Annotated in this window: 8 protein-coding genes, 1 tRNA gene and 1 rRNA gene; 6 read left to right on the top strand and 4 right to left on the bottom strand. The window is 50.9% G+C overall.

Annotation, left to right across the window (positions count from 1 at the left end):
* Positions 1 to 90: ribosomal RNA gene (locus tag CRO74_RS24995) — 16S ribosomal RNA — on the bottom strand; the annotation flags it as partial.
* 718 nt (positions 91 to 808) lie between these two features.
* Here CRO74_RS24995 and CRO74_RS24990 point away from each other — a divergent pair.
* From CRO74_RS24990 to CRO74_RS24980, 3 genes are all read left to right on the top strand, one after another.
* Positions 809 to 2,035, top strand: a complete 1,227-nt coding sequence (locus CRO74_RS24990) for a metallophosphoesterase family protein (RefSeq protein ID WP_097129963.1) — start codon at positions 809 to 811, stop codon at positions 2,033 to 2,035.
* Positions 2,032 to 5,121: an AAA family ATPase gene (locus CRO74_RS24985; RefSeq protein ID WP_097129962.1), complete on the top strand. Its 3,090-nt coding sequence runs from the start codon at positions 2,032 to 2,034 to the stop codon at positions 5,119 to 5,121. Before CRO74_RS24990 ends, CRO74_RS24985 begins: the two co-directional genes overlap by 4 nt.
* Before the next feature lie 143 nt (positions 5,122 to 5,264).
* The gene (locus CRO74_RS24980) at positions 5,265 to 6,287 is read left to right on the top strand and encodes an alkaline phosphatase D family protein (protein ID WP_097129961.1); all 1,023 of its coding nucleotides are present in this window, start codon (positions 5,265 to 5,267) and stop codon (positions 6,285 to 6,287) included.
* A 101-nt stretch (positions 6,288 to 6,388) separates the two neighbouring features.
* Here the strand turns inward: CRO74_RS24980 and CRO74_RS24975 are convergent, their stop codons facing one another.
* The 3 genes from CRO74_RS24975 to CRO74_RS24965 form a co-directional block, all read right to left on the bottom strand.
* On the bottom strand, positions 6,389 to 7,204 hold the full coding sequence (locus tag CRO74_RS24975; RefSeq protein ID WP_097129960.1) for an enoyl-ACP reductase FabI: 816 nt from the start codon (positions 7,202 to 7,204) through the stop codon (positions 6,389 to 6,391).
* Between the two features lie 143 nt (positions 7,205 to 7,347).
* Positions 7,348 to 8,400 carry an alpha/beta hydrolase gene (locus CRO74_RS24970; protein ID WP_097129959.1) on the bottom strand — a complete coding sequence of 351 codons (1,053 nt, stop codon included), beginning with the start codon at positions 8,398 to 8,400 and terminating at the stop codon, positions 7,348 to 7,350.
* Positions 8,397 to 9,842, bottom strand: a complete 1,446-nt coding sequence (locus CRO74_RS24965; protein WP_262508249.1) for a methyltransferase RsmF C-terminal domain-like protein — start codon at positions 9,840 to 9,842, stop codon at positions 8,397 to 8,399. The genes CRO74_RS24970 and CRO74_RS24965 overlap by 4 nt, the downstream gene beginning before the upstream one ends.
* A gap of 47 nt (positions 9,843 to 9,889) precedes the next feature.
* On the opposite strand from CRO74_RS24965, the gene CRO74_RS24960 reads away from it, so the two are divergent.
* The 3 genes from CRO74_RS24960 to CRO74_RS24950 all read left to right on the top strand — a co-directional run bounded on the left by CRO74_RS24960 (position 9,890) and on the right by CRO74_RS24950 (position 11,848).
* Complete coding sequence (locus CRO74_RS24960; protein ID WP_097129958.1) at positions 9,890 to 10,402, top strand: KdsC family phosphatase; 513 nt, start codon at positions 9,890 to 9,892, stop codon at positions 10,400 to 10,402.
* Positions 10,403 to 10,449: 47 nt separating this feature from the next.
* A complete protein-coding gene (bioA, locus tag CRO74_RS24955; RefSeq protein WP_097129957.1) occupies positions 10,450 to 11,721 on the top strand; it encodes an adenosylmethionine--8-amino-7-oxononanoate transaminase in 1,272 nt (423 codons plus the stop codon).
* Between the two features lie 54 nt (positions 11,722 to 11,775).
* A tRNA-Gly gene (locus CRO74_RS24950) sits at positions 11,776 to 11,848 on the top strand.
* Positions 11,849 to 11,866: the final 18 nt, after the last annotated feature.

Here is an 11,866-nt window from a genome sequence, read left to right as displayed (position 1 = left end):
ATAGAATCCCGAAGGAATCTACCGTTCGACTTGCATGTATTAGGCCTGCCGCTAGCGTTCATCCTGAGCCAGGATCAAACTCTCCATCGTAAATAATTGCGTGACCCGCTAAAGGTCACTATGTTGTTCAACCGGCAACCGAAGTTGCAAAGTTGAGTCTTCTTGTGCTGACCGTTTGTCAAAGAACTTGGCGCCTGACCCGTTGGTCGAAGCGTTGTTGAGGTGTCGTTTAAACTGGTTAAACTATGTCTCGTTGTTTGGGAGTGCAAAGGTACACTTTATTTCCCGATTGTCAAGTAAAAGGTAAAAATATTTTTTAATTTATTTTTCTCTTTTTTCCTGGTAACAGATTGATAGTCAAAGCGTTAATCTCTTTTTCTCAATCTCCCTTATTGTTTGGGAGTGCAAAGGTACGAGACTTTCTTTTATTTGTCAAGTAAATCTGAAAATAAATTTTTACGTTGATTCTCAGGACTTTGCACGTAATGAATTGATTACCAGTGGCTTTCGCTTATGTTTTCAACTCATTCCCGATGTTTGGGAGTGCAAAGGTAGGCTGATTTTACACCCTTGTCAAGACCTGTTCTGAAAATAGTTTAGAAAGTGCCAAAGATTATTTGGTAAGGCCCGTAAGCTCAATTAGTTACCGCATGAAAATATTATCAAACTTTTTTCGATCAACCGTGTTGCCGGAGCCTCAGCCTGTCGAAAACCCGCTTTAGGGCGCTTTTTTACCCGTTTTGCAGGGGCTATGCGTTATATTGCATCTTCCTTTTGTATCAATTCATCCGATACAATTTGTCATCTAATGAAACTATTACACACAGCAGACTGGCATCTGGGAAAGCGACTTCAGGATTTTCAGCGCCTTCAGGAACAACGGGACGTATTGGCCGAGATCGTTCAGGTAGCTAATCGGGAGGATGTTGACCTGGTGTTGGTAGCGGGCGATCTGTTCGATACGTTTAATCCTGACCCTAGAGCCGAGGACTTATTATATAGTACCCTAAAAGAGTTAACCGCCAATGGTCGGCGGACGGTGGTGGCCATTGCCGGAAACCACGATAACCCCGACCGGATCGAAGCGCAGGACCATTTCGGGCGGGAGTGCGGAATCATCTTCGCCGGTTTTCCGAAGACAGAGGTGCGTTCGTATGAACTGAGTTGCGAAGCCAAGTTGCTTTGTTCAGCGCCGGGCTTTATTGAATTAAAGCTTCCTCGGCATGAAGCACCCGTTCGTATTATACTGACGCCTTATGCCAACGAGACCCGACTTCGGTCATACCTTGGTATGGTGAGCCTTGACGATGAGCTTCGGCATCACCTTCACCAGCACTGGGCCGCTCTGGCCGATACTTATATGGATGAACAGGGCATCAATTTGTTGATGGCCCATCTGTTCGTAATGAAACGGGGGGCTGAGCCGCCCGAAGAGTCCGATGATGAGCGTAGTATTTTACAGGTAGGTGGCGCATCGGTTGTGTATACAGACATGATTCCGGCTCAGATTCAGTACACGGCGCTTGGTCATTTGCATCGGTATCAACAGATCGCGGGCGGGCCTTCTCCTGTTATATATAGCAGCAGCCCACTAGCGTATAGTTTTGCCGAAGCCGATCAACAGAAATACGTCGTTCTGATTGACGCCGAACCTGGCCAGCCCGTTACGGTTACTCCCGTTCCTCTCGCTACTGGTAAGCGGTTGCTGCGTCCCAAGTTCAAACGGGTCGATGAAGCAGTGGACTGGCTACGCGAGAACCCGAACTGTTATCCCGAAATAACCATGCAAACGCCAACGTTTCTAACAAGCGATGAGCGCCGACAGTTACAACAGGCGCACGAATTCCTGGTGACGATCATCCCGGACGTACGCGATGTAGAAGAAACGAAGCAGGAATCGGCACCCGCCATCGACCTTACTCAATCTATGGAAGCGCTGTTTACGAGTTATTTTAAGAATAAGAACAAAGGACAGGAGCCAAATGAGCGCCTGCAGCACTTGTTCAAAGAGATTTTAGCTACCGAACCTGAATGATACCGATTAAACTGTCAATTCAAGGACTCTATTCATATCAGGACTTACAGGAAATCGACTTCCAGCAATTAATTGGTTCGAGCGTTTTTGGCATCTTCGGCAAGGTAGGCAGTGGCAAAACGTCGCTGCTGGAAGCGATAAGCTTTGCGTTGTATGGCGAAACGGAGCGACTCAACAGCCGCGACAATCGTCAGTATAATATGATGAACCTGAAGTCGAAGCACCTGATTATCGACTTTCAGTTTCAGGCCGGGCCAGACCAGCAATTATACAAGTTTGTTTACGAAGCGAAACGCCATCCCAAAAAACACCACGAAATAGGTCCCGGCGAACGTCGGATGTTTATTCGCCAGGGCGATGAATGGCAACCCATCGGAAATGAGAAAGAAGATGTAGCCGTCCTGTCAAAGCAGATTCTGGGGCTGGACTACGATAACTTCAAGCGGACCATCATCATTCCCCAAAACCAGTTTCGGGAGTTTCTGGAGCTTAGCCCCGTCGAGCGGACGAAGATGATGAACCAGTTGTTCAAACTGGATCAGTATGACCTGGCTGCCCGGGTCAGCAAATTAAGCAAAGCTAACGACGACCAACTGGCTGAACTACGCGGGTTGTTATCCCCCCTGGAAACGGTAACGCCCGAAGCGATTGAGCAAGCCCGTACTGATATTTCTGGTATTTCTGCGTCGTTAAGCCAAAAGGAAGCCGAAATCAACGAACTGTCTCCTACCGAAAAACGCTTACTCGAAAACCAGCAACGAAGTCAAACGCTGGTGTTGACCCAACAGGAGCTGACGCAACTCCTCAACCGGGCACCGCTCTATCAGCAACGAGAACAGGCGCTGGCGCTCTACGAAACCTGCCTGCTCGTTTTTCAGGCCGATTTTGCCAGCCTCGACAAGCTTAATTCCCGCAAAACCCGGCTGGTTGAACAGGAACAAGCGGCCCAGCGGCAACTTCTGTCTGTAACGAAGCGGCTGGTGGGTTTGCGAAGTTTGTACGAAGCGGCCAAACAGGCTTACGAAACGCGCGACGAACTACAGCAGAAAATTGATGAACTGGATACAGTGCAGCAAATCAGACTGCACCAACAAACCATTGGAGAGCAAACCCATTACCGTGATTTGCTGGTTAGTCGACTCGACCAACAGGCAACGTTAATCGAACGCCATAAAGCAGCCCGCGCCAAACACCAGCTCATTATCGAGAATGGCATCGGTCGGACGTCCGATCTGGAACGGCTTTATAAAGTAAAGAACTGGTTTACGGCCTATAAACCCCTGAAGAAACAGGCTGACGATCTTCAACTGGCCGTCGACAACTACGACCGGGCCATTGACAAACTGAAGCAACAGAAGAACGATGCGCTGGTAAGCTTCCCGGCCGATTGGGTTGAACTAACACTTAAAACCTTACCCGATGCGATTGAGCAAGCTCTTGAGAAATTTAAAGAAGTTCGGGAGGAGCGCGAGGCCAGACACCGGCAACTCCTGGTGCAGGATGAGTTACGAAAATACGCCGATGCGCTGAATGAAGGGCAACCGTGCCCACTTTGCGGATCAACGCACCACCCTAACCGACACAGTGGCGATGAGAAAAGCATTGATGTAAAAGGCAGCGAAGCGGGTTTACAAAAGGTAATCCAGCGAATAGAAATCACCAGCAAGCTACAACTCACGATCAAGGAACTAACCACAAAACTTCGGAGCGAACACGACAACGGTAAACGGCTCACGCAGGAGCGCACCGAAATCGTCCGGCAGTTGACTGAGCACGAGGACAATTTTATGTGGCCGGAGTTCTCGAAAGAGCAGGAAGGCGACGTGATCAGGGCCATCCAGAAAGAAAGCGATGCACAGAGGCAAATTCTGGACGCTCAAAAAGCGATTCAAGATCTCGAAAAGCTCATTGGAGAAGTCGACGCGATCCATAACGACCTAACTAAAAAAGTGGTCGACGCGGGCAATGCCATTTTCGGGCTGAACGGGCAATTAAAAACGGCGGCCGAATCGCTGGAACATTTCCGGCTGGATGAAGTGAAAGACTGGGGCCTCGACCAGATTGCCGACCTGCGCGAGTCACTCAGCAAAACCTACCGTCAGGCAAAAGTCCACTTCGACGATACGTCGAAACAAAAAGGTGAAGCCGAAAAGGAACAGGCAACGGTTGACGAACAAATTCAGCAGTTGAATAACCAACTGGCCGAAGTTGCTGCCGAACTGGCCGCTCTGGAAGCCACCATTGGGCAGAATCTGACGGAACAAAACCTCACCCGTGAGCAGGTAAAGCGGATTTTACAGGCTAACCTGAACATTAACCAGGAACGACAGCAGATCAACGAATACAACGAAAAGCGGAGTGGGTTGCAACTCCAGGTCGGCACGTTGCAGACCGAACTAGCCGAAAACCCGTTTGAGCCGGCCGAACTGGCGACGGTTCAACAACAACTGGCGACACTACAGGCCGAGAAGGATGCGCTGAATAAGGAACACGGCCGCGCCACCAGTGTGCTGGCCTCTCTCGAAAGTCAGCTGCAACAAAAACTGGAACACAAGAAACGGCACGACGAGCTGGATCTCCGAAAGCAGGATTTAAAGAAAATGGACGAGATGTTCCGAGCGCAGGGCTTCGTGAACTACGTGTCGTCGGTTTATCTGAAAAACCTCTGCGAATCGGCTAATGAGCGATTCTTTAAGCTGACCAACAACCAACTGCGGCTCGAACTGGACGATAAAAACAACTTCCTGGTTCGCGACTTCCTTAACAGCGGTGAGGTGCGGAGTGTGAAAACACTTTCGGGCGGTCAGACCTTCCAGGCGGCCTTGTCGCTTGCGCTGGCGTTGTCGGACAATATTCAGCACCTGACCAAAGCGAAGCAAAACCTGTTTTTCCTGGATGAAGGCTTCGGTACGCTCGATAAGGATTCCCTGCAAACGGTCTTCAAAACGCTGAAAGCCCTCCGTTCCGAAAACCGGGTGGTCGGCATTATTTCGCACGTAGAAGAGCTTCAGCAGGAAGTGGACAATTTTATCCGCGCCGAATCGACGGAAAACGGCAGCCGGATTATTCGGAGTTGGGAAAGTTAAAAAAGGAGAAGAGGGACGAGGGGGAGGAAAGGAATTTCTGTCTGTTAACAAATCTTGAACTTGACGAATAAACAATCTGGCTGTTTTACTTTTGGCCCGACTTCGTAGCGCGGTTCTATAAATACAACTTTACCACAATTCGGATGAAAACACTTGTTACCCTTGGCCTGATTGGTTGCGTTGCATTGGCCGGGTGTCGTACACCAAAATCGGGAACTACTACTACTCAGCAGGAGAAGCCTGTTACAAAAATTGCCTTTGGCTCGTGCAGCGATCAGAAACGGCCACAACCGTTGTGGGATGATATTGTGGCGCAGAAACCGGACGTGTGGATCTGGCTGGGCGACAACATCTATGGCGACTCGGAAGTAATGGATACGCTTAGCGCCAAATACGCCCGACAAAAGTCGAATCCGGTGTATCAGCAGTTGCGGCAGTCGACGTCCGTTATCGGCGTGTGGGACGACCACGATTACGGCGTTAACGATGGGGGTAAGGAATATCCGAAGCGGAAAGAAAGTCAGCAACTAATGCTCGATTTCCTGGATGTACCCAAAACCAGCCCATTACGGACACAGGAAGGCGGTTATTCTGCCCACACCTACGGCTCGAAAGGTCAACGGGTGAAGGTTATTTTACTCGACGCCCGGTATTTCCGCGACCCGTTGAAGAAAGACGGCAAGGCCAACGTACCCGACCCATCGGGCGATATGCTGGGCGAAGCGCAGTGGAAATGGCTGGAGCAGCAATTGACCAAATCAGACGCCGAGGTGCATATTATAGGCAGTGGCGTTCAAGTGCTGCCCGAGGAACACGTTTATGAGAAATGGGCGAACTTCCCCACGGCCCGTAAACGATTACTGGATCTAATCGCCAAAACGAAACCCAAAGGTGCCCTGTTTATCAGTGGCGACCGGCACATTGCCGAAGTTTCGAAGGTAAGTGTGCCCGGTCTGGGCTATGACCTATTCGATATTACGAGCAGCGGCCTAACTCATGTATCGGCCCCGCACGTAGAAGCTAACCGCCACCGCGTTGGCGACATGGTAGCCAAACTGAACTACGGCCTGATCACCATCGACTGGAACGCCAAACCGCTAAAAGCCACCGTCCGCATTAATGGCGACGAACAGGCAACCTACCTGACGCAGGAAATAATCTTTTAAAGGAGGAAAGGGAGGAGGGACGAGAGGGAGGAAAGGAATATAGCTGATGTCAATTTATCCCTTTCCTCCCTCTCGTCCCTCCTCCCTTTCCTCCTTTTTTCTTATTCCTTAGTAACGAGTGCCATCACCTCTTCCGAAATACCGGTCATGGAGAAACCGCCGTCGTGGAACAGGTTCTGCATGGTTACCATGCGGGTCAGGTCAGAGAAGAGCGTGATGCAATAGTCAGCGCACTGGTCGGCGGTAGCGTTGCCCAATGGGGCAGTTTTGTCGGCGAAGTCATAGAACTTGTCGAAGCCACCGATACCGCCACCCGCCGTTGTTGGCGTGGGGGATTGCGAAATTGTATTCACGCGTACCTTATGCGATTTGCCGTAGCGGTAACCAAAGCTCCGGGCAATCGACTCTAATATAGCTTTAGCATCGGCCATGTCCGTATAGAACGGAAACGTCCGCTGGGCCGCCATGTAGGTCAGTGCTACCACCGAGCCCCATTCGCTGATGGCATCCAGCTTATAGGCCGTCTGCATCATTTTATGAAACGACAGCGCCGAGATGTCGATGCTTTGCTTGAACCAGTCGTAGTTTAAATCCGTGTACGCTTTGCCCTTGCGGATGTTCGGGCTCATCCCGATGCTGTGCAGCACGAAGTCAACTTTACCGCCTAAAATCTCGGTCGATTTGGTAAACAGGTTTTCCAGATCTTCAACCGATGTCGCATCAGCCGGGATAATTTCGGCGTTGCACTGCTCAGCGAGTTGTTTGATTGCTCCCATGCGCATCGCAATCGGCGCGTTGGTGAGGGTAAACGTAGCACCTTCTTCCTTCGCTTTCAAAGCGACCTTCCAGGCGATTGATTTTTCGTCCAGGGCACCGGAAATGATGCCGCGTTTTCCGTTCAGTAATCCGTAAGCCATAATTTTAATGAAGAATGGAAAATGAAGAGCAAAGAGTAAAATACAGAGTGAAGACTAGTAAAGTAGTTAAAAACCAACAGGTTATTCATTTTTATTCTTCACGTTTCACTCTTCATTCTTCACTAATTTCCCGCAAAGTTAGGTTATTTTTTGGTCGTAGCACTGTTTGATTGCAGGGCAAGCGTGGGGGTTGATGCCGGGGCAGATGGCATGTTTAATACCGTCGACATAAACGTTTCGGTGGCTTTGTACACGCCTTTCAGGTCGCCGGAGGTAAAGTGAGAGGCAATAACGTGTTCGCCCGCGTTCGGGAAAGCCAGTTTTTGTTTTTTATCGGCGGGTGTTCCCAGTGCGTCGAACATCTCCAGCATGGCTGGTACCGACACCACTTTATCCTGATGTTCGTCGTCCTTATAATAATAGCCCATAAAAACCGGCTGCTTCACTTTTTGGAACTGCTCGGGCGTCATATATCGGTCGAGCATGGTTTGCAGGGTAATCAGTCCATTGGTATGGTACTGCGGAAACCAGTATTTGGCCCGCTCACCGCTATAATTGGTATTGACAACATGGTCGCCTTTGAAGACCTGGTCGAGTATTTGCTTGCCCCAGGGGCCTGTTGTCAGTTTCAGCGCCGAATTAGCTGTAGCGATACAGGGCGAATACAGGATTAAGCCATCAATTTCTGGGTGGTGGGCAGCCAGATACAGCGTGAGCATCCCGCCTGCCGAGGTGCCCATCACGATCACCTTGTCGCCCAGTAGTTTACCAATCGCCAATGCGCGTTCGGCGGAAGCAGCGAAATTAGCGGGCGTTATATCTTTAAGTGCATCGGGCGAATCAACGCCATGTTCGGCAGTACGGGCGAGGTACAGATTACACCCAAACTTCTTCGCGATTTGTTTGTGAATGGGGTCACCTTCGGCCCAACTGGCCGAATAGCCGTGAATATAAACGATACTATAAGGCGTTTTAACCTTTTTCAGGCTGTCGGCCCAAATAATGCGGGCTTCGTTGTCGGGGCGTAGGTTCGCCTTGCCTTCCGATTCGGCAATACTTTTCTCCAGCTTGACCAGATCAGGGTCGAGCACAATGGATTCCTCCTTCACCGCATCGGGTTTGGCAGTGGGACCCAGGAAATAACTTACGCCGATAGCGGCTACCAACAGGCCTGTAATCGTGAAAAACCGTTTCATACGTATTCTTTTATGTCCATTCTAATTCGCCAGTCTTTCGGAAGATAGTTATTAACGCGAGTACCCACTCCTTTTACCCAGCCTAGATTTACCCCTTTATATTGAGCGAGTAGCCAGCCTTTTACGGGTTCATCAAACACCAGGTTCTCTTTCTTAAAGTAACGCAGCGCATCTTCCTTACTCAGTTCGAGCCCCGGAAGGCCCTGATTCACAGCCGTACTCAGTGCCAGCGCGTGCGACGGCACAAAATCCGTTCCTTTAAACTGGCCCATCTCCAGACCAAAGCCTTTGCTTTTGAGCGCACTATCGAGAAACAAATACGTTTTTTCCAGCGCTTTGGGTAGGGCCATTACATCGCCATTGGGCTTTTCCCAGAACGAGAAGTCGGCCGGGTTCTGAAGCCATTTTGCCGCCGATGCTGTTTCGCGGGGACGAAGCGCGCGAATGGTCCGAAACGTACGGGCGTCGAGTTTTACCGGGGCCGTAAACGTGGTTTTCTTGAAGACGCTGATGAAAAAGCCTTCGCCCCGCACCCGCTGCGGATAGCACTGATACCCAACTGCCTCACCCGTTTCGGGGTCGCCCGCCTGTCGTTCAACGATATTCCATTCCGAAGGCAGAATAAGCGGCTTATTTCGAAACCCGATTTCAGTTAAGTACCGGACGTTTTCGGCGTTCTCTGTATCGTTATAGGTACAGGTACTATAAATCAGAATGCCGTCTTTGTCGAGTAAAGGCGCGGCTGCGGCCAGAATCCGTTTCTGCCGGGCCGAGCACAACTCGACACTCGCTTCCGACCACTCCTGCATGGCGTCGGGGTCTTTGCGGAACAGTCCTTCGCCCGAGCAGGGCGCATCGACCAGCACGACATCGAAAAAGCCGGTCAGCTTGCTCATGTCTTCCGGGTCGTGGTTGCTGACCACCACATTTGGGTAGCCCCATTTATCCAGATTTTCGCGCAGGACCGACACCCGGCTCCGAATCACTTCATTACAAATCAGCAGACTATCAGGGTGAAGAGCCGACGCCAGCAGCGTACTTTTTCCACCCGGTGCGGCACACAGATCCAGTACCCGCAGAGGCCGCCCAAGGTTAACCGTTTGCCGGAGGGCTTCGTACAACAACATGGACGAGGCCTCCTGTACATAATAAGCCCCCGCCTGAAAGAGCGGATCAAGCGTAAAACTTGGGCGCTCAGGCAGGTAATAGCCATCGGGGCACCAGGGCACCGGCGTTAAGCCTGTTGTGTCATAAGCCGCCCCGGCCAGTTTCCGGGAGTTAATGCGGATACTCACCGGCGTTGGTTTTGCCAATGCCGATTCAAATTCGGTGAATTCGGCACCCAACTGCATCTGCATTTGGGCCAGAAATTCGGGAGGCCATCCAGCCGCCCCTTCCCCGGCCGGAAATGGAGCACCACCCGGCAGCTTGTTTGTTGTCATACCACAAAAATACGGAACTGTCGGGCGGTTTTCACTAAACTTGCAACATGACAGCAGTAGAGGAACAATTCCGACAAATAAAAACCTTTATTTTCGATATAGATGGTGTATTAACCGATGGCGGTGTCTCACTGCTTGCGTCGGGCGAACGCTACAGAACGGTCTTTATCCGTGATACTTACGCCATTGAACAGGCACTAAAGGCCGATTTCCGGGTAGCCATTATTTCGGCCGCCAATGCGGATGGTCTTCGCAGCTGGCTGACGTCCATGAACGTGAAAGACATTTTCATGGGTGGCCCTTCCGACCAGAAAGTGAATGCCTTCCTCGGCTACATTGCCCGCGACGGCCTGAACGAATCCGAAATCCTGTACATGGGCGACGACCTCCCCGACCTCCCGATTCTGAATCGGTCGGCGGTGTTGAGTACCTGTCCGGCCGATGCCGTCGACGAAGTTCAGGCAGTTTCTCAGTATATATCGCCTAAAGTGGGTGGTCGGGGTGCCGTTCGGGATGTGATCGAACAAGTGATGAAAACGCAGGGAAAATGGGGTTTGTGAATCTATGCGCTGATTACTCAACTATTTCTTACAAGAATTGACGTTTAATGAATGAGTTAGCCGAACGTGACCGGGCTGTGATCTGGCACCCGTTTACGCAAATGCAAACAGCCCCGTTGCCGATTCCAATTGTGCGGGGCAGCGGTTCAGTATTATATGATGTCGATGGCCGAGAGTACCTCGATATGGTTTCGTCCTGGTGGGTTAATATCCACGGACACGCCCACCCGCACATCGCCAATCGGGTATCGGAGCAGTTACAAACGCTCGAACACGTCATCTTCGCGGGTTTTACGCACCAGCCCGCCGTTGAATTAGCCGAGCGACTACTGGCTATTTTGCCACCTAATCAGTCGAAGGTTTTTTATTCGGACAATGGCTCGACCGCCGTTGAAGTGGCGTTAAAAATGGCCTTTCAGTATTGGCATAATCTGGGCCAGCCACGTAAAAAGATAGTGGCGTTCGAGAATGCTTATCATGGGGATACCTTTGGGGCGATGGCCGTAAGTGCCCGGAGTGCCTTTACGGCCCCCTTCGTTCCCTTTCTGTTTGATGTCGTGTACTTGCCGGTGCCCATTCCAGGCCAAGAAGAGGCCGTCCGTGAACAGGCCGAAGCCCTGTTCACGGACGAGGTAGCCGCCTTTATTGCCGAACCGCTTGTGCAGGGAGCCGGGGGCATGGTGATGTATGAACCGGCGGTGCTCGATAAGCTGTTCCGCTTAGCCCGCAGTAAAGGCGCGCTCATCATTGCCGACGAAGTAATGACGGGTTTCGGCCGGACGGGCAAGCTCTTTGCCTCCGATCATCTGGCCGAAAAACCCGATATGATGTGTCTATCAAAGGGGTTGACTGGCGGAACAATGGCGCTGGGTGTTACGGCCTGTGCGGAACACATCTACAATGCGTTTCTATCTGACGATAAACACAAGACACTCTTTCACGGTCATTCGTTTACGGCCAATCCGCTGGCTTGTACGGCGGCACTGGCGAGTATGGATTTGCTACTGTTGCCCGAAACGCTGGCCAATATTCAGCGCATTACCACCAGCCACGCAGTCTTTGCCAAGAAGCTAACAACCTACCCAACCGTCGAAAACATCCGGCAGCACGGCACCTTACTGGCCTTTGATTTAAAAGCTGGCGAGCAGACATCCTATTTCAACAACATACGCGATACAGCCTATAATTTCCTGCTTGATCGTGGGGTTCTGATGCGACCATTGGGCAATGTCTTGTACATGATGCCCCCCTATTGCACGACAGACGAACAGCTTACTTACACCCACGAACAGATCGAAAAGTTACTGGCAGTCATCTGATAGCATGGCTTGACATTTTAGTTTTAATAACACACCTTTGTTTTACCAATTAGCGCGGGAGTAGCTCAGTTGGTAGAGCGGCAGCTTCCCAAGCTGCAGGCCGTGGGTTCGAACCCCATTTCCCGCTCAAGTCTAATATATTGAC

The organism is Spirosoma fluviale (assembly GCF_900230225.1).
Classification (GTDB): domain Bacteria; phylum Bacteroidota; class Bacteroidia; order Cytophagales; family Spirosomataceae; genus Spirosoma; species Spirosoma fluviale.
This window is presented reverse-complemented; position numbering and strand designations above follow the sequence as displayed.

Excerpts from the sequence above, each read along its gene's own strand:
- CRO74_RS24990 (WP_097129963.1), top strand. The coding sequence starts at position 809 with ATGAAACTATTACACACAGCAGACTGGCATCTGGGAAAGCGACTTCAG.
- CRO74_RS24985 (WP_097129962.1), top strand. The coding sequence starts at position 2,032 with ATGATACCGATTAAACTGTCAATTCAAGGACTCTATTCATATCAGGAC.
- CRO74_RS24980 (WP_097129961.1), top strand. The coding sequence starts at position 5,265 with ATGAAAACACTTGTTACCCTTGGCCTGATTGGTTGCGTTGCATTGGCC.
- CRO74_RS24975 (WP_097129960.1), bottom strand. The coding sequence starts at position 7,204 with ATGGCTTACGGATTACTGAACGGAAAACGCGGCATCATTTCCGGTGCC.
- CRO74_RS24970 (WP_097129959.1), bottom strand. The coding sequence starts at position 8,400 with ATGAAACGGTTTTTCACGATTACAGGCCTGTTGGTAGCCGCTATCGGC.
- CRO74_RS24965 (WP_262508249.1), bottom strand. The coding sequence starts at position 9,842 with ATGACAACAAACAAGCTGCCGGGTGGTGCTCCATTTCCGGCCGGGGAA.
- CRO74_RS24960 (WP_097129958.1), top strand. The coding sequence starts at position 9,890 with ATGACAGCAGTAGAGGAACAATTCCGACAAATAAAAACCTTTATTTTC.
- bioA (WP_097129957.1), top strand. The coding sequence starts at position 10,450 with ATGAATGAGTTAGCCGAACGTGACCGGGCTGTGATCTGGCACCCGTTT.